Source organism: Candidatus Accumulibacter meliphilus (assembly GCF_036625345.1).
GTDB lineage: Bacteria > Pseudomonadota > Gammaproteobacteria > Burkholderiales > Rhodocyclaceae > Accumulibacter > Accumulibacter meliphilus.
The window spans coordinates 449999-470005 of the sequence record NZ_JAZKTZ010000001.1 but is presented as its reverse complement, the minus strand read 5'-3'; the positions used below and the strand labels follow the sequence as shown (position 1 = coordinate 470005).

The following is a 20007-nucleotide window of genomic DNA, read 5'->3' as shown; positions in this document are numbered from 1 at the left end:
TGGAAATATCGAAAAGCCGGCGTCGGTTCCGGCATGGCGCGGGAAAGGACGCTTCATTCGACGGCGAGCCAAATCGGCTTGGCAGCATCCTGGAAGCCCCGAGAAACACGGTATTGACCCTTTCTGCAGCCACAAGCGGCAGACAGCGGAGAAACGGCACAGTCCCATAAGCTGCTAGAAACCGAGCACCATGAAGGAGGACCGGTCACGCGCATCAGCTCACGAATCGAAAGCACCAGGCTGCCTACCCACGCGCCCAGTTCGCACGCCAACCAGACCGCCTTGCTGTTGCGAATAACCGGATAGTTTCCCTGAAGGCGACACTGGAAACGCGAACTGAACTGCGCGCCACATCTATGCCGGCCTCACCGCCAGACATGCACTCCGAAACTGACGGGGCCATGAATTCAATTCTCAAAGTCCGGGAGAAACAAGCTATGCGGTTGCGGCACTCCTAGTACATTTGGCATCTGCGATTGTACCATGTGGCAGGTGTATGTAGAGTGACCGCCCGGTCCACCGCGGAATGAGCCTGAACGAGGCGCGCGTCTGCACTGAGAGACGAGGCCGAAAGAAGATGTCGGCGAAGGCCGAAACGGGTTGATCATCCGGAAGATGGTGATCAACGTGAAGGAAGCACAGCGTCGCACGAGCGAGCAGAGCGAGCAACTTCTTAATGTGAAAGTCGCGTATGCGACTCACGAAACGCCCTTCTCCCCTCGCGGGAGAAGGGCCGGGGGAAGAGGGGGGGGCGGTCATGACTTTCATGATCCGGGGTGTCTCGACATGTCATGACCGTTAGCGGCAGCGCCCCCACGGGGCTCTCAACGGCCAATGCTCTCAACCTACCAGAACATAGTCATACTCCATTTTTGTAAGCGTGGGAAAGATGGGGCTTTTGAGTGAAGTTTCTGGGGTATGACCGGTCTGGTTTTATGCGGACGAGGTTCTTGATGAGTTCGTCGAAGACGGAGGTGATATTTTCGAGAGCATCTCGACCCTGGAGGAGCCAGCGTCCGAGGGTACGCTTGATACCCAGATTCCGCGATTCGAACCGCATAGATCCCTTGGAGGGGCCGTATTTGCAGGCTTTCCGGTAAACTATCGGTGTCGAAACGAGCACCGGTTGGGTGATCCAGGGGGGCAGGAAGATGAGGGAACTGGCACAGACTGTGCTTCCGTTCAAGGTGGAAGCGACGGAGGAGCGGCTGACGGCGAATGCCGGTCTGGCGCTGTTCGGCGAGTTCATCGGAGGCCTGGGTCTGAAGCGCTGGCTGACCACTGAGATGCCCAAGCCAGGCAGTGCGCGGGGCTATGCGGCGAATGCCTTTGTCACGCCACTGGTGCTGATGCTCACAGGTGGCGGACGTTCGCTGGAAGACCTGCGTACGCTCAAGAACGACACGGCGCTGAACCAGGTGCTCAAGCAGGACGTCTTGCCGAGCACGGACGCGGTGGGGGACTGGTTGCGCCGGACCGGTATCGGCACGGGACTGGACGGACTGGATCGGATCAACCGGCGAGCGGTGGCGACGCGCATTCGACAGATCGGGATCAAGGCGCACACGCTGGACGGAGACGCCTCGCAGATCGTGGCCGAGAAGGAAGCCGCACACTTCACGTACAAAGGTGAACAGGGCTATATGCCGATGATCGGTCACCTGGCCGAAGCGGGTGTCGTGATCTACGACGAGTTTCGGGAAGGCAACATCGCCCCGGCGACGCAGAACCTCGAATTCATCCAGGCGTGTGAAACGCGCTTGCCGAAGGGACACCGCATTGCCCAGGTTCGTCTCGACTCCGCCGGTTACCAAGCCGACCTCTTCAATTACTGTGAAGACACCGGCAAGACCTTCGCCATCGGCGGACGGTTGGACGCACCCACCCTGCAGGCCATTGCCGAGATTCCCGAAACCTCGTGGAAAACGTATGCCGACTGCGCTGTCGCCGAGACCGTACACAGCATGGGCGAGACGAAGAAAGCCTTCCGACTGATTGTCGTGAAGTACCCGCGCCAGGCCGAACTGTTCGACGATGCGCCAAAGTACCATGTGATTGCCAGCAACCGGGTCGAATCGGCGGCCGACACCCTGATCTGGTATCGGCAGCGCGGCGAGGTGTCCGAGAACGGCATTAAGGAACTGAAGATTGGCTTTGGCATGGAGCGCATGCCCTGTGGGCCGTTTGCCGCCAATGCCGCCTTCTTCCGCATCGGCGTCATCGCGCACAATCTCTTCGTACTTTTCAAGCATTCCGCTCTCGGCGAGGGTTGGCAGCGCCATCAAGTCGCCACCGTACGCTGGCGCCTGTTTCACCTGCCGGGCAAGCTCGTGCGGCATGCCGGCGCCTGGGTATTGAAGATCGCCAGCGAGAACCTCGACCTGTTCCAGCGTATCCGCGCCCGCAGCTTCGCCTGCGCTACGGCGAATCCCAGCCCGTAGTTCCTCGCTTCCTCCACGGCGGTAACGAAACCCCTGCGGTGAGGCACGGGCGGTCCCGTTCGTCCCGAGCGGCCGCGATTATGCCAGAGGGATCTCGCCAGCCCGCCTGACGACACCCGAGGGCGTTCGCCGTGGCTTCGCGCCTTCCTGCGCGCTCGTTCGGACGTCTCCGGAGCCTCTCGATCCGCCGTCGCTGCGCCGCCACATACGCGATCGCGGAATTTGGGTGATACGAGAGAAGGCGTCGCCGCGGTTGATGAAGTAACGTGCGCAGATGTTGGGATCGAGAGATTCACTGGCGGCGTGGACGGCCAGAGCATTGATGTTGTCGCAGAGGATTTTAGCGCTGAAGTCTTGTTGTGCGGCCAGCCAGGACATGCCCGAGAGGTGCTCCAGTGCCAGACGGTGCTTGATCCGTTTGAAGAAGTGGGCGACATTCTGCCCAACAACACTCGCCAGCCGAAGTCGTAGTCACCTACCGCTTTCATCCGTTTTGCGGTGAGCGCTTTCCCGTCGTCAGACGGTTCTATGTGCACGACGAGCCCTGCTATATCGTCCGTCGGGCGAACGGCATGCCAATATCGTTTCCGGTGTGGATGACGCAGCCGGCAGCCGCACAGGCCGTGATCGTGTGTGAGGCGCAGCTACCCCTTGCGGCTCTGCTCGAGCTTTGCCGCCTGACGGCGTCTTGCCTATCCTTGCTTGCTTCTGATGAGTCTGAAGGAGACCATGATGCGGCATGGAGCGATACGGCAGCGGGAACTGTTCGAGGAACCCGAAGGATTACCCACACCAGCACTGCCCCCACAGGTTCAGCAGACAGCAAGGCAGTTGCTGGTGCTCTGGATGGAAACGCTGGCCAAGGTCATCGGCGAGGAGGCGGTCAATGAACAAGATCCGCGCTGAACATCTGGCCCGACGGGCTTGTATCTACATCCGCCAGTCCACACCCGAACAAGTTCAGCATAACCTGGAGAGCCAGCGCCGCCAGTACGGCCTGGCCGACCGTGCCCGCGCACTCGGATGGATTGAGGTTGAGGTGATCGACGAGGATCTGGGCCATTCCGGCTCGGGCACGCATCGCCGCGGCTTTGAACGATTGTTGGGCTTGCTTTGTGATGGCGTGGTCGGAGCCGTATTCAGCATCGACGCCTCCCGACTGGCCCGCAATGGTCGCGATTGGCATACGCTGCTGGAATTCTGCAGTCTGGTTGGCGCCTTGTTGATCGACGCCGATGGCATTTACGATCCCACACACATCAATGACCGGCTGTTGTTGGGAATGAAAGGTACGATCAGCGAGATGGAACTGGCGAACTTCCGCCAGCGCGCACGCGCGGCTATAGAACAAAAAGCCCAGCGTGGTGAGTTGTACACCCAGGTACCGGTCGGCTACGTACGCGTCCCCGGTAATCGCATCGAGAAAGAGCCCGATGAGCGCGTGCGGGCCGCACTCGATCTCGTATTTCGCAAATTCGCCGAACTGGGCAGCGTTCGCCAGCTCTACTTCTGGCTGCAACGCCAAGACATCAGCCTGCCCTCATTCCGGGGTGCTGGGGACGCACGCTACATCGTCTGGAAGCTGGCTCGCTACCACCACGTGGTGTTGAGTCTGCTGAAGAACCCCATTTACGCCGGTGCGTACGCCTACGGGCACAGCAAGGCGATCGTGCGTATCGAGCAGGGTCGCAAGCGCATCGTCCGCACATAGCCGTTGCGCTGCGAAGAGTGGGCGGTATTGATTCATGATCACCATGAGGGTTACATTAGCTGGGCGGACTATCAAAGCAATCAAGCGGTCATTGCTCACAATGCAAATAGGGTCGGCGCCATGGTTCGTGGATCGGTCAAGTGCGGCGGTGCCTTGCTCTCGGGGCTGTTGCGCTGCGGCCATTGTGGCAGCAAGCTGTCTACGCAGTACCCAGCTCCAGGTGTCATTCGCTATCAATGCGCCGCGCGCGTTCTCAATCACGAGCAAAGCTGTTGCGTCACTTTCGGCGGACTGCGTGTCGACCGCATGGTCGCCGAGCAGGTGCTCCGATGCTTGCGGCCGCACGCGATTGGAGCGGCAATCGAGGCGATCGAGAATGTGCAAGGCGCGAGCGATGAACGTGTTCATCAAAAGGCGCTTGCGCTCGAACAGGCGCGCTATGAGGTCGACCGGGCGCAGCGCCGCTACGATGTGGTCGACCCGGCGCAACGTCTGGTCGCCGCGGAACTTGAGCGGCGTTGGAATGAAGCGCTGAAAGTGCAAGCGCAGATTGAACAAGATCTCGCCGCGCTAAAGACCGAGCGGCCTACCTCGGTGACAGCGGCGACGAAAGCGGAGTTGCTGGCATTGGCTGAGGACTTGCCTTGCCTGTGGGATCACCCAGGCAGTTCGCCGCAAATCAAGAAGCGTCTGCTTCGTACGGTACTCAAGGATATCATTGCCACTTCCGAGGACAATGCCATTCGCTTGGTGCTGCATTGGCAGGGCGGGGATCATACGGAACTGCGATTTGAGAAGAACCGTACGGGCAAACATCGGTATGTGATGGATACCGACACGATCGAACTGATTCGCTCATTGGCCCGGATTCAACCGGACTCGATGATCGCCTCGATCCTGAATCGAATGGGGAGACATACGCCTCATGGTCAAACCTGGACCGCTGTACGCGTGTGTGCTACCCGAAATAATCACGCGATCGCCGTGTATCGTGAAGGCGAGCGGCAAACCCGTGGCGAACTGAACGTTTCCGAGGTGGCTGCAATCCTGAGCGTCACGCAGACCACCGTACTACGGATGATCCGGCTGCGGCGCATGCCAGCGACCCAGGCTTGCGTCAATGCACCATGGGTGAGTGCGGTCAGCCGATCTGATGTTCCGATGTTCACGTACGGTGATGGTTGCGGCGGATATGCGCTACGCATCAATTGCTGCTCGATCATTGACGAGGGTCGGGCAAGAGCGGCGCAGACGACCAGATCCTGGGGCTCTGCCCCAGACCGCGCACTCGCCGTGAGGCAGTTGTCGGGGATGTAACCCCCATCCCCGACAACTGCCTTGAGCGTTGGCGCCCTCCAGGGCGTCAAGGGGCTTTCGCGGCATAAACGCGGCGATGAAACGTGCCGCATTTATTCCACGGTCCCCGTGACCCCCTTCCGGCCGCAGTTCGAGGGATTTACCAACACCCACGAATAGAGCGATCGGCGCGCCATCGAGGGATTCGAAGTGCCGAAGGACGTCGTCAGTCTCGAAATCAGCGACCCGCCACCGCACGCCGTGGCGCCGGCCTCTCGGGTTGGGCAAAGACCTCCAGATAAAGCTTCTCGTCGAGTTGGGGAAGGTCACGCTGCGCCGCGGCGGCGAGCAGTTCGGCGGCGAGTGTCGTCAGAATGCGGTAATTGCCGGCGGCGTGATCGCACAGCGTCTGCTGCAGCATCGGAGTCATCAAACTGGCGTTGCCGGCGCCGGCAAGCAGATGGGTCAGGCAGGCGAGCAACTCCTCTCGGCTGGCGTGTTCGGTGGCGAGCCGGGTGCGAATGCGCGAGCCCAGTGGGATCAACTCCTCGCGTCGCAGTTTCTCGATCAGGCGCGCATCGCCCGCCAGCACGACACACAAGAGCGGCTGCGAATCGAAACGCGCACTGGCCAGAAGCCGCAGCTCGCAGAGCACCGGCGGACTCATCTCCTGCGCCTCGTCGACCAACAGCACCGCGCGTCTTCGCATTGTCTCCAGATGCGCGAACCACACCTCACGCAAGGCCTTGAAGCCACCCCAGCGGTTATGCGGGCGCAAGGGAACGGCAAAGATGTCGCCCATCTCGCGATAGCAGACCTCCCGGAATTGCGACTCAGACGCCCCGCTAACCGCGTGATTCAAAAGCCTTATCGTCGTTTTTTGGACCTTCGTCACGCCGGGAACGGAAAACGTTTATTGGACAACGATGCTTATATCCTATTGTAAATACGCAATAACAAGTGCAATAAGCATAAATCTCATGCTAGAATCGCGTCAGGCAGCGGGGACCTGGGGGTGAGGGGTGACGCAGAGCGAGTTATTGGAACCAGCGGTTAAGCAGGAAGGCCGTTTCGACTTGGGCAGAGGCTATTGTCTGCACCTTCCGCGTGGCCCTCGCAGCCAGGGTGACCTTTATCATCATGGCAGTCTGAGCAAACGGGTGAATCTTGCCGACAAGGCCGAGCGGCGCCTCCTGGTGGTTGAGTTATTACAGAGGAAGCTGAACCAGACGCGCTTGGCCGAGGTGCTCAATCTCAGTCGCCAGACGCTGCACAACTATCGCGAGTGCTATCGGCTCTTTGGGGTGACCGGCCTGCTGCATGGCTATAGTCCGAGCCACAGCGTGAGCGAAGAACGGCAAGGTCGGCTGCATGTTGACAAACGCCGCCCCGGCTCCAAGGCCCGCGAACTCGAAGCTTTGCGGCGTGCCGAGAAGAGGCTGACCGCGGAAGTAACACAAGAGGAACTCGCGTGGGATGGCGAAGCCGCGGCGCGGTGTGCGCTGGAGGAAGCGCCCCTCGAAGAGGTCGTGCGTGTCGATCAGCCGAGCCGCCAGACAGTCGCGGAGCAGGCCTCACCGGAACAGGTTCCCGCCGCAGTGATCGAGCTTCCCTATGCGGAACACCATGACTGGGAAGCCAGCCGCTATGCCGGCATTTTCCCTGTCTTGCTGGTCCTGATGAGCCAAGGGCAGTGGATGCAACGACTCTCCCAGCTGTTCGGCAACGGTTGGCGCATCTTCCAGGTGTTCGTGCTGATGGCGGTGCGTAACATCCGCTCCATTGAGCAGCTCAAACATGAGCGGCGCGAGGAGGCGGGACGGCTCCTGGGCTTGGGGCGGCTACCCGCTCTCGACACGCTGTGGTCCTGGTTCCATGACGTCGCCGGCAAGTCGCGGGCCGAGGCGCTGTTGAAGGCGTTTTTTGCCGATCAGATCCGCTGCGGCCTGGTCGCCACCCGGCTGTGGTTTACGGACGGTCATCTCTTGCCTTATACCGGACAGGACAAGGTGCATGCGGCCTGGAATACACAGCGGCGGATGCCGATGCCCGGACAGACCAATCTGGTCACTTGTGACGAACAGGGGCGCATCGTCTATTTCGACATTCAGGAGGGCAAGGGAGACCTGCGCGCTCAGATTCTGAAGCTTGGCGAGTATGCGCGACAACAGTCCCTGGGAACCCCGCCGGTACAGGTCTTCGACCGTGAGGGCGATGGGCTGGGCTTTTTCAGCGAACTCGTGCGCCGCCGCACCCCCTTCATCACTTGGGAGAAGAACGCCAATCCTGCGCGGCTCAGGGCCTTGCCGGCCGCAGACTTCACGCACAGCGTGTCGATGAACGGCACGGATTATCGCCTGCTCGAAGAGACCAAGGCGTGCCTCTACCCACCTAAAACCGATCCCGATCCCGATCCCGATCCCGATCCCGATCCCGACACCGGCATGGCCGAGCTGGCGCATACGTTCGACCTGCGTCGGGTGGTGTTGTGGAATTTGCGTACCAATCACCGCATCAGCGTGCTCTGCTGGGACGCTGACCTTCAGTGGTCGCCGCAAGAGGTGCTGACCGCGATGCTCAGTCGCTGGGGCGCCTCGGAGAACACTTTCAAACACCTCAAGGGGCGTCATCCCTATCATTACCATCCGGGTTTCGGCTTGGCCGAGAGCGACAAACAGGACATCGCCAATCCCCAGATCAAAGGGCTTGCGCAGCAGATTGCGAGCACCCAGGGCCATCTCGCCAAGCTTTACAAGCAACAGGCCAAGACTCAACCCAGCTTCAATCGGGACGGAAGTGAGCGCCACAACAGTCGGCATCGGCGGCTTGCTGCGGCCATCGCCGTGAGCGAAACGCAACTCAAACAACTCCAGGCTGACAAGGCTCGCTTGCCCGAGCGCGTCAATGTCACGGGGCTGTCCGATTACCGCTCCTTCAACGCCATCGATAACGAGGGCAAGAATCTCTTCGACTTCGTCACGAGTTCCGTATGGAACGTGCGCCGCCAGCTTCTCGATTGGCTTGACGACAGCTATGCCAAGGATAGCGATCGGGTGGACCTGCTCTATGCGATTTTCAACTGCCATGGCTGGGTACGCAGTGACGAACACTGGGTGGTCGTTCGCCTGGAGCCGCTACAGCAACCCGCACGCCGTTATGCCCAAGAACAGCTGTGCCGTAAGCTCACTGGTCTCGGCGCCAGGATCCCCGGCGGAAAATGGCTGCGCATCGAGGTCGGCCAGTCTCCGCTATGAGACGGCCTTCGCCGACCTACTGTCCAAAATTAGACCACGTTCCCCGGGGATTCCGGGAGGTCTGGATAGAAGTCGGCGAGGTTGCTCTGCGGGTGATTGATCGCACCCACCGTGATATCGGGCAAGCGCGCGAGACGCTCCGCGAGGAGGCGCAAAGCAACGCTCTTGCCGGTACCCGGGTCGCCATGGATCATTGCAAAGCCCCCCTCGCGGATCTGGGCCTGCTCGATCCGCCAACAGAAATTCTCGATCCGGGGCGGCACGTAGATCGCCTCCGTAGGCAAATCCGGGGAGAAGGGATTCCACTTCAGCCCATACAGGGCAAGGAGTTTCTGGTTCATGCGAGGTCCTGGTCGAGGGGTGGCAAGTACGCGGGCGGCAGGCCGGTGGCGGCGTAGTCAGCGAGCAACTGGCGGAGCAAAGGCGCCAGACCCGACGACGGCAGCGGCGACAGATCGGCGCTCACCGGCGTCAGGCGCCGGCGCTGGCCATCGGCGTTGGCCGACTTGTCGAGCGGCTTGACGGGGCAAAGCAGCGCACCAGTCCTCGGATCGACCAGATCGACCCGTGTCAGATCCCAGCGGGCGTAACGCAGGTAAAGCATGGTGAGACCTGATTAGCAATGAACCTCAGCCATCCGAATCGTACCCTCGGGCTGCGCGCCACAGCGAGCTGCGGCGAGAAGCAAGCGCTCGTGCAGCGTCCTGAGGTCGAATCGGCGGTTGAAGCGGTAGGCAAATGCGGCCAAGTAGCGGGCGGCATACTTTCGGAAGGCGAATGCATGGTAGCTGCCGGTCAAACTGGTCTTGAGATTGCCGAGGACGGTGTTGACCCACTGAAACTCGGGCAATTCTTTTGGCTTTCGTCCCGCGACGACGGTGGGCTGATGCACACACCCGGCCTCGGTGACCGCGCTGAAACAGGCCAGGCCATCGGAACATACGGTGCTGCCCACGGCCAGGTTGGTGCTGGCCCACACGGCAATCGCCTTGAGGGTGAAACCGGGCACTGGCGAGAGCTTGACGCGCAAAGGATGGCCCTCATCGCTGAGCGAGACGGCGGCCACGAAAGGGACTTTGTTCTCGGAGCCGCGCCCGGCCTTCCCGCCGCTACGCTCGCCGCCGAGGTAGGCATCATCGACCTGGACCTGGCCGCTGAGAACAGAGCGCTCTTCGCGTGCAGCCATGGCGTGCATCAGTTTGTGATGAATGAGCCACGCCGTTGGATAACTCACGCCCAGGTGTCGTTTGAGCGCGAGCGCCGACAATCCGGTCTTGGCCTGGCTAATCAGGTAGATGGCAAGGAACCAGATCGTCAGCCCAAGCTTTGTACCCTGGAAAATGGTACCGGCAATCAGCGAGGTTTGATGACGGCAGGCGTTGCACTGGAACATCTTGCGGTTCGCACCGCGCAGAACACAATGCGCCGACGTACCGCAGCAAGGACAGCGAAAGCCCTCTGGCCAGCGAGCCCTCTCAAGCGCCGCTTCGCACCGGGACTCGGAACCATACTGTTGAGCCTCTTGCAAAACTGACACTGCAGGGCTGATTTTTTCGTCGCTGGGGGCGAAAGCGGAGGACGCAGGCGGCCATTTCTGGCATGATGGGTTTCTCAAGACCAACATCATAACGCCCGCAAAATGGATACTACCCAACGCGAACTGATCATGCAACGCTGGAACGTGATTCAGCACGAACTGCTGCCCGAGTTGAGGGCTGAAGGTCCGCTGACACCGAAGTTGGAGAAGGTCGTGCACATCCTGGAATGGGTGCGCATTGAGGAATTCACGGGATCGAACTGGTGTGGCGTGGGGCGTCCGCCGGTAGAGCGGGCGTGGCTGGCGAACGCTTTCGTGGCTAAGTCGGTGTTGGGGCTCAATACCACGGTAGGGCTGATTGAGCGCCTGACGATAGACCGTGCGCTGCGACGTATCTGTGGCTTTCCTCTGTGCAAGAAACTGCCTTCTGAAGCCACCTTCTCGCGCGCCTTCGACGAGTTTTCTCAAGCGGATTTGGGCCAGCGGGTGCATGAAGCCCTCGTCAAGGCCCATCTCGGGGATGAACTGATCGGACATATCAGCCGCGACGGTACGGCCATTGAAGCACGCGAACATCCGTCCCGGCGCGAGGCGGCCGTGGCCGAAGAGGTCCCAGCGGCACAGCCCTCGGTGCTCCCGAAGGAAGAGAGCCCTTCCGAAGCGAGTGCGCCAGTGCCAGAAACGCCACCAGCGGCGAAGAAACGTGGCCGCCCCCGGCGCGGCGAGACACGACCACCCGCGAAGGAGTCGCCGATCCAGCGCCAACGCGGGCAGACGTTGGCGTAAATGCTCGATGAGATTCCGACGGCGTGTGATCGCGGCACGAAGTGCAACGCCCAAGGCTACAAGGTCAGCTGGAACGGCTATAAGCTGCATCTCGACACCGCCGACTGTGGCGTGCCCATCGCGGCGCTGCTCTCAAGCGCCTCGATGCACGACAGCCGTGCCGCCATTCCGCTATCACTGATCAGTGCCGAGCGGGTGACCAACCTCTACGATGTCATGGATGCGGCCTATTGCAGCACGGAATTGCGTGAGCACTGCCGGAGTCTCGGCCACGTTCCGCTGATCGATCACAACCCGCGTCGCGGCGAGAAGATCGAATTCGCACCGGCCGAGGCCATTCGTTACAACGAACGTACCGTCGCCGAGCGCAGCAACGCGCGGCTCAAGGACGAATTCGGCGGCAACACCATCATGGTCAAGGGCGACGCCAAGGTGATGGCGCACTTGATGTTCGGTATCCTGGCGCTGACCGCCGACCAGTTGATGCGATTACGAGAATGACCACCCGTTTTTCCTCTCCGACCGCTGTGCATCCGATGATGCAGGGCGGTCGTCGCCCCCAATGAGACAAATAATGCCATCAGGTTAGCCGCTCGGCCACGGCAACTTCCCTCGCGACAAAAATCGCTCCCAGAGAGCGAATCCCGCGGCCCAGCAGTTCCCGCGGGGGAGTTTTGCAAGAGGCTCTGTTCAAAAAATTCTGGCATCGACAGGCCTGGCTGGAACTGAATTCGATTCATCGGCATGGTGCTCTCCTCTGGGCAGTAACTGTACGTGCGTACAGTATATCCTGCCTTCAGGCTCTGGGAGCACACATGGCTGAGGTTCATTGCTAATCAGGAGCTCCGTTGGGAGGCCAGCTTCTGGCGGAGCCAACATCGGCAAATGCTGGTCCGCTTGGCGCAATCGGAGGCCGTTCATCGGGTGGAAATGGCGCAAGCGGCGGAGCAAGCGGCGGCGCGTGAGGCGGCCTTGCGCAGCGAGCTAGAGCAGGCCCAGGGCAAGATCCGTGATCTGCAAAAACGCCGGTTTGGTCGCAAGTCAGAACGTTCGTCGGGAGCCGAGAAGAACCCGGCAGCGGACCACAAGTCGTCGCGGGACACGGGCGAAATCGGGAAAACCACTTGCCGACGCAGATCGAGGTCATCGACATCGACTGCCCGCATTGCCCGGACTGTGGTCTGGGCTACGTCGACTTTCCCGGCACAGAAGACAGTGAAGTTCTCGAGATCGAGGTCAAAGGCTACCGCCGGAAGATCTGCCGGCGGCGCTACCGGCGGACCTGTCAGTGCCCGGGCGCACGGGGCATTCTGACCGTGCCACCGCCGGCACGACTCAGCGTTGATTACGCGTGGAAAGTACGGGGTGTCGATCTGGGTGCACCTGCTGCTGTCGAAGTTCTTGTACGGCCAGCCGACGCATCGCCTTCTGCGGGACTTGTCCGATCACCAACTGACGCTCTCGGCGGGAACGGTGACCGGCGGACTGCGTGCCTTGGCGCCGCTGTTCGAGCCGCTTGAAGAAGCGCTGCTTGGCCAGCTGCGCCGCGAGAAACAGTGGCACGCGGACGAGACGCGCTGGCAGGTCTTTGCCGAGACCGAAGGGAAGGTCGGACAGCGCTGGTATTTCTGGGTGTTCCACTGCCCATCGGTCATCCACTTCGTGCTCGACCCGAGTCGCTCGGCGGCGGTGCCGATCCGGGAGCTCTCCGGCAGCGCCGGGGGAATCATCATCTGCGATCGCTACTCGGCCTACAAGAAACTCGCGCGCGTCCTTGCGCACTTCATTCTGGCCTTCTGCTGGGCGCACCAGCGGCGGGACTTCCTGGAACTGGCCAACGCCCATCCGGATCTCTCGGACTGGGCACTGGCCTGGGTCGAGCAGATCGGTGAGCTCTACCACTTGAACGGCTGGCGCCTGGAAGTCCGTAACGACCCGGCACAGTGGGCCGAACGCGACCGCGCCTTGCGCCAGGCGATCACGCAGATGGCCAGTCAGCGCGAACGCGAACTGGCGAACCCGGCGCTCAAAATCCCGGCGAGCAAGGTGCTGCGAAGCATGGACAAGCATTGGTCCGGCTTGACCGTGTTTGTCGACCACCCCGAGGTGCCGATGGACAATAATTCCGCCGAGCGCGCCCAGCGCGCGCCGGTGGTCGCCCGCAAGAACTTCTATGGGTCGGGCAGTCACTGGTCCGGCGCACTCGCCGCGACGATGTTCAGCTTGCTGCTGACCCTGCGCTTGTGGGAAATCAACCCGCGCATCTGGCTGACGGCGTATCTGGAAGCCTGCGCCGCCAACGGCAAGCAGCCGCCGACAGATTTGAGTGTCTTTCTGCCCTGGGCGATGGCGACCGATCGTCTGGCCCAGATGCGTGGCATCCCGGTCGCTCAGGCACCTCCCATCGATAGCTCGTGAAGCGCTATTGCGGGCGTCACTTTACCGCCGACGAACTGCAGACGATCCACGGCCTGATCGAGGCCCATCCGGGCAACAGCCGCGCGCAGCTCTCGCGGCAGGTGTGCGAGCTCTTCGACTGGTGCAAGCCCAATGGCGAGCTGAAGGACATGACCTGCCGGGTGGCCATGCTGCGCATGCAAGCCGACGGCCTGTTCACCCTGCCGGCGGCACGGTGGGCCGCTCCTCGCCAACCCGACTATCGGCCCACGCACGCCACCGATCCACAACCGTTGCTCACCCAGCCGGTGCATGACCTGCCGCCTCTTTCGGTGCGCCAAGTCGTCGGTTCGGCGAACTCGCGTCTGTGGAACGAGTACATCGCCCGTTACCACTATCTCGGCCACACGCCCATGGCGGGCAGTCAGAGCCGCTACTTCGTCTTCGCCGGCGAGACCCTGGTCGCCTTGCTCAGCTTCGGCGCCAGCGCCTGGAAACTCGCTGCGCGCGAGCAATTCATCGGTTGGCACGATGAGCAGCGACAAAGGAACCTGCAGCTCGTGGTGAACAACGCCCGTTTTCTGATTCTGCCCTGGATCCAGTGCCAGGGCCTGGCCTCCAAGATCCTCTCGCTCATGCAGCGGCAACTGCCCAAGGACTGGCTGGCGCGCTACGGCTACCGCCCCGTGCTGCTCGAAACCTTCGTCGAGACGCCCCGCCATCGCGGCACCTGCTACCAGGCCGCCAACTGGATCAAGGTCGGTCAAACCTCTGGGCGAGGCAAGAAGTGCCCCACCAGCAAGCCGATCCTCCCGATCAAGGACATCTGGCTTTACCCCCTTCACCGATCCTTCCGATCAGTCCTCTGCCGCTAATCCGCCTCGCCAACGGCGCTGGCTCACTACGGGTTGGCCGAATACTTACACACAACAAGCGTGTAATGGACTGTCAGCGATCGGTTTACCGACCCGGCGCGTGCGGGTTGGCCGGAAGATTCCGCGTCAGGCAAATGTTTCTGCTTCGGAAAGGCGCTTGGCAACAGAGTCCTTGGCGGCAAGCTTGGGTTCGCCCGCGATGGGCCAGTCGATGCCCAGCGCGGGGTCATTCCACAACAGGCCGCGCTCGTATTCCGGGGCGTAGTAGTCGGTGGTCTTGTACAGGAACTCAGCCGTTTCGCTGAGCACCAAAAAGCCGTGGGCAAAGCCCTCTGGCACCCAGAGCTGTTTCTTGTTGTCTGCGCTCAGGAGTACACCGACCCAGCGGCCAAAGGTTTGCGAATTTTTGCGTAGGTCCACCGAAACATCGAAGACTTCGCCCTGCACGACGCGAACGAGCTTGCCTTGCGGCTTCTCAAGCTGATAGTGGAGCCCGCGCAGAACATTCTTCGCGGATTTGGAGTGGTTGTCCTGAACGAACTCGCGCTTGAGGCCGGTGGCTTGCTCGAAGGCACGGGCGTTGAAGCTCTCGAAGAAAAAGCCTCGCTCGTCACCAAATACTTTGGGTTCGAGGATGACGACATCGGGAATGGCTGAGAGGGTGGCCTTCATTCGAACACCTCGTGCTTGAGCAGGCCAAGCAAGTATTGCCCGTAGCCGTTCTTGGCCAGCGGCTGGGCGAGCGCTTCGAGCTGTTCGCGGCTGATCCACTTTTGGCGCAGAGCGATTTCTTCCGGGCAGGCGACCTTGAGGCCCTGGCGCTTTTCGATGGTGGCAATGAACTGGCCCGCTTCGAGCAGGCTGTCGTGAGTGCCGGTGTCGAGCCAGGCGTAGCCGCGGCCCATGATCTCGACCTTGAGTTTGCCCTGCTCGAGGTAGAGGCGGTTGAGGTCGGTGATTTCGAGCTCGCCGCGCGCCGAGGGTTTCAGGTTGCGGGCGAAGTCGACGACCTTGTTGTCGTAGAAGTACAAGCCGGTAACGGCGTAATTGGATTTCGCTTGCGTGGGCTTTTCCTCGAGGCTGAGAACCTGGCCAGCCCTGTCGAATTGAGCGACGCCGTAGCGTTCCGGATCATGCACGTGATAAGCGAAGACGGTGGCGCCATCAGGGCGCAGGTCGGCATTGCCAAGGATCTGATGAAAGTCGTGCCCATAGAAGATATTGTCGCCGAGGACCAGCGCCGAGCTCTCATTGCCGAGAAAGTCGGCGCCGATGATGAAGGCCTGGGCGAGACCATCCGGGCTGGGCTGGACGGCGTATTGCAGGTTGATGCCCCACTGGCTGCCGTCAGCGAGCAGCTGTTGGAAACGCGGGGTGTCCTCAGGGGTGGAAATGATCAGGATGTCCCGGATACCAGCCAGCAGCAGGGTGCTCAGCGGGTAGTAGATCATTGGCTTGTCGTAGACCGGCAACAACTGCTTCGAGACGGACAGGGTTGCAGGGTGCAGTCGAGTACCAGCCCCGCCCGCGAGAATGATGCCCTTGCGTTGAGTCATGAGGTTGTTTCTCCGGAATTTTGCTTGTCATGCCGGCGATGCCGCTTTGCCAGCAAGGCCGTTTTAGCCGAAAAGAAAAAAGAGTGTTGCAGTTCGCGGGGGCTGAGGCGCGAGTTGCTTGCGCAGGCGGCGTGCAAAGGGAACGCGCCGGCGGGTATGCTGCGGATCAATTCGCGCCTTACCCTGCGACCATCGGGCGAATAGCGGGGATCGCCGACGCAGCCAATTTGTTCGCGATAGCTTTTGCGATCGACACAGGTCGCGCCTGCACCGAGCATCATCGCCAGCGATCCCACAATGAAAAGCCGCCATTATGCCATTTTCCTCCTCAAAACCCTCGAAAAAGCCTTGTCCAAAGTGGTATGAGCCAGAAAAAGCCGCGTGTTTCCACTCAAACATGAGCCTGAAAGCAGATGTCGGCGAAGGACGAAACGGGTTGATCATCCTGAAGATGGTGACCGACATGAACGAAACACAGCTTCGCACGATCGAGCAGATCAAACGGTTTCTCAGCGGCAGCGCCCTCATCGAGTTCTCCACGGCGAGCAACGATAGCGAACGCCGTGCTGGAATCGGAGAGAGGGGCATCTGAGCTTCCCCGCCAGGCCAGAAGCGGGCACTCACTGCCCTCTTGGCAGTACACTGACCCTTTGTGCGCCGAGTTGATAGCGATGCAAGTTTGTCCGTGGTGCGAAGGTTTCGACCTTTACCGTGACTACCATGATTCGGAATGGGGCGTACCGCTTTTCGATGATCGATCCCTGTTTGAACTGCTGATCCTGGAAGGAGCACAGGCCGGTTTGTCTTGGGCGACGATCCTCAAAAAACGAGAAAACTATCGGCGGGCCTTCGATGCTTTTGATCCGGCGCGGATCGCCGAGTATGACGACCGAAAAGTTGCCGCATTGTTGGCCGATGCGGGGATCGTCCGAAATCGCGCCAAGGTGGCCGCAGCTATCCAGAACGCCAAAGCCTACCTCGCGCTCACAGGCGACGGACAGCCATTCAGCGATTTTCTATGGCGTTTCGTGGATGACGCCCCGATTCAGAATCAATGGACGACAATGGCCGAGGTGCCAGCCAAGACCACACGTTCGGAGGCCATGAGCAAAGCCTTGGGTCGAGCCGGGTTCAAGTTCGTCGGCGCAACGATTTGCTACGCGTTCATGCAGTCGGCGGGCATGGTCAACGACCATCTGACAACGTGCCCACGTCACGGCGAAGTCCAGGCTCGCTTCCGCCGGTAGTTCCAGCCGCAGCTACGGGCATAGGTCACCGCGCTCACCGGCGCCCTCAGTGCCGAGCGCAGCATCGACTGCTGCGCCCAGTCCGACCGGCTAGCCATAGCTTACCGACCGCCTCCCGTCATCCGGCGCTGCGGCGCGGCCACCAACGCCAACATCAGGCGGCAGCTTACTTGATCCAGCCGTTGGCAAGCATGCGGGTGATCGCCGCGTTCGCTGCGGGCCGATCGAAGCGTGCGGGATCGAATTCCAGCCCCGCCCAGGTGCGCATCTGCTCGGTCTCTTCGCCGTAGGGGTCGCTCTCGTAGATGTCCACGAACTCCTGGTAGCGGCCAACGCCACCGGCATCCTCGGGCGGACATGCCCGCTCGCCCGCCTCGACCCCGGCGACGGGTCCGTCACTGTAACGATCATCGCGCTTCCGAACCTGCTCCACACTGATGCGATGCTCCCAACTGTCGCCAAAATCGTAGCGGTAGGTGAAGATGCTGCCCATCGCCAGGCGACGGTCGAGCCGGACGCGCTTTTCGACGGCGACCGGTTGGTCGGGCTCATCGTACTCCGCGTCCGGAATACCGATTCTCATGTCGCCGACCCGGAACTCGTGCAAATGGACATCCTGCCAGCCCATCGCGGCCTGAATGACGTGGTGCAGCATGGCGAAGCTTGCGTCTCCGCTGATCACGATCTGGCGCCAGATGAGAGGCGTCGTAGCGACGAGTTCGACATTCAATGTAAACAAGGTCGAGGATGGATTCTTGCGAGTAGTGGCCACGGCGCTTCCCTGAACAGTTTTTTTCCCATTCTACGGAAGCTTTGCCCCTGCCTCCATTCGCTCCAGGAAAAAGTGCTGAAAAGCTTGATGGCCACCCTGGTGCTGGTCGCCGTGGCGCCACGAGCGCCCGGTGGGGATTACGGTGATGGCTGCCTTCAATTGACTGCGAAATGCTGCTTGTTGCGCACGCTTTCTGCAGACAAGCGGATTTTCAGGCATCATCTCGAAATCATCGGGAGTTTCGACGTCATGCCCATCTACGAATACGCGTGCTCCGCCTGCGGCAAGGAGTTCGAGAAGCTGGTCCGTCAGTCATCACCTGCGCCGGAGTGCCCGGACTGCCACAGCAGTGAGCTGCGCAAGAAGCTGTCGGCTTTTGCCGCGCCAGGCAGCTCGGCATCGCGCGCCCATGACATGCCTGGCCCCTGCGGCAGTTGCGGCCACCCGGATGGTCCGGGTGCCTGCGCTTTTCAATAAGCCGCCGCTCACTCCGTCCCTTGCCCAGGAATCCCCAATTCACCGCCGGCCTGCCGTCGTGGCTGAACGAGGACGGCCTGGACCTCTCGCGTGTCCCGATTGACAGCATTCTCCGGCGAGCGCTCTCAGCGAACGAAGACCTGTTCTTGGACGGCTGCAAGCTGCTCAATTCTCTGTGTCATGTGGGGCGGATCGAAGCGGGCGTGTTTCTGCTCGGTCTGCTCAGGCAGAACTCCGACAACTACGCGCGCCTGACGGCAATCGCAGAGGCGCTCGCCGCGTTTCCCACTGCGGCAACGGTCGATGCGCTCGCAGCGGAACTTCTTCGCGTCAAAGGCTCGAACGCCACACGCGGCTACCTGCGCCGGATCATTGACACCCTTGAGCGCTTTCCCGACAACATCGCGCACGCGCGAATTCTGGAGCTATCGTCCGACCTGCGGATCGGTGCACGCTTCCGGCAGCGCCTGCAATCGATCGCCTTCGGCACCTTCAATGACTGGTGACCGAGTCCGCAGCGCTGCACCAGACAAGAAAGGCCCCCACCCGTCATGAATTCACGCCAAGACCCAAATGCTGACAAGCATGGACAAGCACTAAGCGCGCAGCGCTTCCAGATGATCAAGGACATCGCCGACGAACTGGGAAAAGGTGATGTCGTCTTTCCTACCAGCTTCGACGCCGCTTTGCGCCTGCGCCGGGAACTGCAGAATCCCGACCTGCCACTGGCACGCGTCAGCAGCATCGTCAGCCTGGAACCCCTGATCGCCGCCAAACTGCTGCAGCTGGCCAATTCCGTTCTCTATCAGGCGCAGGGCGCGCCGGCGCTGGATCTCAAGGCAGCCATCACCCGCCTGGGCCTCAATCTGGTACGCACCACGGCGCTGGCCATCGCCATGCGCCAGCTCGTGCGCTCCAGGGATGTCGCGATCTTCAACGATCTCACCGTCGCCCTCTGGACGCACTCGCTGAAAACCGCGGCGGCAACGCGCGTTCTTGCACGCGCCCACACGCGGATCAATCAGGACGCAGCCCTGCTGGCCGGCCTGGTCCACGACCTCGGGGCTTTCTACATGCTCTACCGCGCTGCTCAATACCCGGAGCTGTGCGCCCGCCCCGACAGCATGAGGTTCCTGATCATGCAATGGCATGAAAGCATTGGCGTCTCGCTACTCGGCGCCCTCGGCATGCCTGAGGAAATCGTCAACGCGACAATCGATCATGATCAGCTGCGGCCAGCACCAGACCCGATACGGACACTGGCAGACGTCGTTTATATTGGCAGCATCCTGGCCGGCACGGATTTTGAATGGCTGGCTCAGGACGTCAACCCGAATGCCGACGAAGCAGAAGCCTTGCGCAAGCGCTTTGCCGACCTCCTGCCGGAAATCGACCGTGACGCCCAGCAAATGCAGACCATATTTGGCTAGCAGTCATGGCCCGGCCGGTGGCAGTCGCCTAACGGTCATGACCCGTGGAAACACCCCAGATCATGAAAGTCATGACCGTTTCCCTCTTCCCCTGGCCCTTCTCCCGCAAGGGGAGACGGGAGTTTCGTGAGTCGCGTACGCGACTTTCACATTAAACTCGGAGCATCGGCGACCAGCCATGGGCTGAAAACAGCGTGTAGGCACCCGAACGCACGGTCTGCACTCCTC

Annotated in this window: 18 protein-coding genes and 4 pseudogenes; 13 read left to right on the top strand and 9 right to left on the bottom strand. The window is 61.1% G+C overall.

What is annotated here, in order from left to right; all coding sequences use genetic code 11:
- Positions 1 to 1151 precede the first annotated feature (1151 nt).
- Positions 1152 to 2441, top strand: coding sequence for an IS1380 family transposase (locus V5B40_RS02135; protein ID WP_332352934.1), 1290 nt, complete (start codon positions 1152 to 1154; stop codon positions 2439 to 2441).
- A 78-nt stretch (positions 2442 to 2519) separates the two neighbouring features.
- Here V5B40_RS02135 and V5B40_RS02130 read toward each other — a convergent pair whose 3' ends face one another.
- Entirely contained in the window at positions 2520 to 2819 is a 300-nt protein-coding gene (locus V5B40_RS02130) for a hypothetical protein (protein WP_332352933.1), read from the bottom strand.
- A 351-nt stretch (positions 2820 to 3170) separates the two neighbouring features.
- Between V5B40_RS02130 and V5B40_RS02125 the strand changes: the two genes are divergently transcribed.
- Genes V5B40_RS02125 through V5B40_RS02115 form a run of 3 tightly spaced genes read left to right on the top strand, consistent with a single transcriptional unit; the run spans position 3171 to position 5469 of the window.
- Positions 3171 to 3347 (top strand): hypothetical protein, encoded by a 177-nt coding sequence (locus V5B40_RS02125; RefSeq protein WP_332352931.1) that lies wholly within the window; start codon positions 3171 to 3173, stop codon positions 3345 to 3347.
- Complete coding sequence (locus V5B40_RS02120; RefSeq protein WP_332352929.1) at positions 3328 to 4152, top strand: recombinase family protein; 825 nt, start codon at positions 3328 to 3330, stop codon at positions 4150 to 4152. Before V5B40_RS02125 ends, V5B40_RS02120 begins: the two co-directional genes overlap by 20 nt.
- Before the next feature lie 27 nt (positions 4153 to 4179).
- Positions 4180 to 5469 (top strand): recombinase zinc beta ribbon domain-containing protein, encoded by a 1290-nt coding sequence (locus tag V5B40_RS02115; protein ID WP_332352927.1) that lies wholly within the window; start codon positions 4180 to 4182, stop codon positions 5467 to 5469.
- Positions 5470 to 5686: 217 nt separating this feature from the next.
- On the opposite strand, the pseudogene V5B40_RS02110 reads toward V5B40_RS02115, so the two are convergent.
- Positions 5687 to 6262, bottom strand: a pseudogene (locus V5B40_RS02110) (AAA family ATPase); the annotation flags it as partial.
- Between the two features lie 346 nt (positions 6263 to 6608).
- Here V5B40_RS02110 and V5B40_RS02105 point away from each other — a divergent pair.
- A complete protein-coding gene (locus V5B40_RS02105; RefSeq protein ID WP_332352925.1) occupies positions 6609 to 8702 on the top strand; it encodes a helix-turn-helix domain-containing protein in 2094 nt (697 codons plus the stop codon).
- A 56-nt stretch (positions 8703 to 8758) separates the two neighbouring features.
- On the opposite strand, the pseudogene V5B40_RS02100 reads toward V5B40_RS02105, so the two are convergent.
- The 3 genes and pseudogenes from V5B40_RS02100 to V5B40_RS02090 form a co-directional block, all read right to left on the bottom strand.
- Positions 8759 to 9043 (bottom strand): annotated as a pseudogene (locus V5B40_RS02100) (AAA family ATPase); the annotation flags it as partial.
- Positions 9040 to 9312 (bottom strand): annotated as a pseudogene (locus V5B40_RS02095) (IS481 family transposase); the annotation flags it as partial. The pseudogenes V5B40_RS02100 and V5B40_RS02095, both read right to left, overlap by 4 nt.
- Before the next feature lie 6 nt (positions 9313 to 9318).
- The gene (locus V5B40_RS02090; protein ID WP_434735821.1) at positions 9319 to 10251 is read right to left on the bottom strand and encodes an IS1595 family transposase; all 933 of its coding nucleotides are present in this window, start codon (positions 10249 to 10251) and stop codon (positions 9319 to 9321) included.
- Positions 10252 to 10341: 90 nt separating this feature from the next.
- Between V5B40_RS02090 and V5B40_RS02085 the strand changes: the two are divergent.
- The 3 genes and pseudogenes from V5B40_RS02085 (at position 10342) to V5B40_RS02075 (ending at position 14297) form a co-directional block, all read left to right on the top strand.
- Positions 10342 to 11526: pseudogene (locus tag V5B40_RS02085) on the top strand (transposase).
- An 840-nt stretch (positions 11527 to 12366) separates the two neighbouring features.
- Positions 12367 to 13443 carry an IS66 family transposase gene (tnpC, locus tag V5B40_RS02080; protein WP_332352921.1) on the top strand — a complete coding sequence of 359 codons (1077 nt, stop codon included), beginning with the start codon at positions 12367 to 12369 and terminating at the stop codon, positions 13441 to 13443.
- Positions 13440 to 14297 carry a DUF4338 domain-containing protein gene (locus tag V5B40_RS02075; protein ID WP_332352919.1) on the top strand — a complete coding sequence of 286 codons (858 nt, stop codon included), beginning with the start codon at positions 13440 to 13442 and terminating at the stop codon, positions 14295 to 14297. The genes tnpC and V5B40_RS02075 overlap by 4 nt, the downstream gene beginning before the upstream one ends.
- 126 nt (positions 14298 to 14423) lie before the next feature.
- On the opposite strand, the gene rfbC is transcribed toward V5B40_RS02075, so the two are convergent.
- Genes rfbC through V5B40_RS02060 form a run of 3 tightly spaced genes read right to left on the bottom strand, consistent with a single transcriptional unit; the run spans position 14424 to position 16134 of the window.
- Positions 14424 to 14969, bottom strand: a complete 546-nt coding sequence (gene rfbC, locus V5B40_RS02070) for a dTDP-4-dehydrorhamnose 3,5-epimerase (RefSeq protein ID WP_332352917.1) — start codon at positions 14967 to 14969, stop codon at positions 14424 to 14426.
- Complete coding sequence (rfbA, locus tag V5B40_RS02065) at positions 14966 to 15853, bottom strand: glucose-1-phosphate thymidylyltransferase RfbA (protein WP_332352915.1); 888 nt, start codon at positions 15851 to 15853, stop codon at positions 14966 to 14968. Before rfbA ends, rfbC begins: the two co-directional genes overlap by 4 nt.
- A complete protein-coding gene (locus V5B40_RS02060) occupies positions 15850 to 16134 on the bottom strand; it encodes a hypothetical protein (protein ID WP_332352913.1) in 285 nt (94 codons plus the stop codon). The genes rfbA and V5B40_RS02060 overlap by 4 nt, the downstream gene beginning before the upstream one ends.
- Positions 16135 to 16250: 116 nt before the next feature.
- On the opposite strand from V5B40_RS02060, the gene V5B40_RS02055 reads away from it, so the two are divergent.
- Together V5B40_RS02055 and V5B40_RS02050 are read left to right on the top strand one after the other, a co-directional pair.
- Positions 16251 to 16445 carry a hypothetical protein gene (locus V5B40_RS02055; protein ID WP_332352912.1) on the top strand — a complete coding sequence of 65 codons (195 nt, stop codon included), beginning with the start codon at positions 16251 to 16253 and terminating at the stop codon, positions 16443 to 16445.
- Positions 16446 to 16524: 79 nt separating this feature from the next.
- Positions 16525 to 17100 (top strand): DNA-3-methyladenine glycosylase I, encoded by a 576-nt coding sequence (locus V5B40_RS02050; RefSeq protein WP_332353237.1) that lies wholly within the window; start codon positions 16525 to 16527, stop codon positions 17098 to 17100.
- A gap of 166 nt (positions 17101 to 17266) precedes the next feature.
- Here the strand turns inward: V5B40_RS02050 and V5B40_RS02045 are convergent, their stop codons facing one another.
- On the bottom strand, positions 17267 to 17872 hold the full coding sequence (locus tag V5B40_RS02045) for a plasmid pRiA4b ORF-3 family protein (RefSeq protein ID WP_332352911.1): 606 nt from the start codon (positions 17870 to 17872) through the stop codon (positions 17267 to 17269).
- A 72-nt stretch (positions 17873 to 17944) separates the two neighbouring features.
- Between V5B40_RS02045 and V5B40_RS02040 the strand changes: the two genes are divergently transcribed.
- The 3 genes from V5B40_RS02040 (at position 17945) to V5B40_RS02030 (ending at position 19779) form a co-directional block, all read left to right on the top strand.
- Positions 17945 to 18349 carry an FmdB family zinc ribbon protein gene (locus tag V5B40_RS02040; RefSeq protein WP_332352910.1) on the top strand — a complete coding sequence of 135 codons (405 nt, stop codon included), beginning with the start codon at positions 17945 to 17947 and terminating at the stop codon, positions 18347 to 18349.
- Positions 18350 to 18495: 146 nt separating this feature from the next.
- The gene (locus V5B40_RS02035; RefSeq protein WP_332352908.1) at positions 18496 to 18855 is read left to right on the top strand and encodes a hypothetical protein; all 360 of its coding nucleotides are present in this window, start codon (positions 18496 to 18498) and stop codon (positions 18853 to 18855) included.
- A 45-nt stretch (positions 18856 to 18900) separates the two neighbouring features.
- The gene (locus V5B40_RS02030) at positions 18901 to 19779 is read left to right on the top strand and encodes an HDOD domain-containing protein (protein ID WP_332352907.1); all 879 of its coding nucleotides are present in this window, start codon (positions 18901 to 18903) and stop codon (positions 19777 to 19779) included.
- Positions 19780 to 20007: the final 228 nt, after the last annotated feature.

Bases quoted from the DNA above. Each gene is read 5' to 3' on its own strand.
- V5B40_RS02135 (WP_332352934.1), top strand. From the start codon at position 1,152: ATGAGGGAACTGGCACAGACTGTGCTTCCGTTCAAGGTGGAAGCGACG.
- V5B40_RS02130 (WP_332352933.1), bottom strand. From the start codon at position 2,819: ATGTCCTGGCTGGCCGCACAACAAGACTTCAGCGCTAAAATCCTCTGC.
- V5B40_RS02125 (WP_332352931.1), top strand. From the start codon at position 3,171: ATGATGCGGCATGGAGCGATACGGCAGCGGGAACTGTTCGAGGAACCC.
- V5B40_RS02120 (WP_332352929.1), top strand. From the start codon at position 3,328: ATGAACAAGATCCGCGCTGAACATCTGGCCCGACGGGCTTGTATCTAC.
- rfbC (WP_332352917.1), bottom strand. From the start codon at position 14,969: ATGAAGGCCACCCTCTCAGCCATTCCCGATGTCGTCATCCTCGAACCC.
- rfbA (WP_332352915.1), bottom strand. From the start codon at position 15,853: ATGACTCAACGCAAGGGCATCATTCTCGCGGGCGGGGCTGGTACTCGA.
- V5B40_RS02060 (WP_332352913.1), bottom strand. From the start codon at position 16,134: ATGATGCTCGGTGCAGGCGCGACCTGTGTCGATCGCAAAAGCTATCGC.
- V5B40_RS02055 (WP_332352912.1), top strand. From the start codon at position 16,251: ATGAGCCTGAAAGCAGATGTCGGCGAAGGACGAAACGGGTTGATCATC.
- V5B40_RS02050 (WP_332353237.1), top strand. From the start codon at position 16,525: ATGCAAGTTTGTCCGTGGTGCGAAGGTTTCGACCTTTACCGTGACTAC.
- V5B40_RS02030 (WP_332352907.1), top strand. From the start codon at position 18,901: ATGAATTCACGCCAAGACCCAAATGCTGACAAGCATGGACAAGCACTA.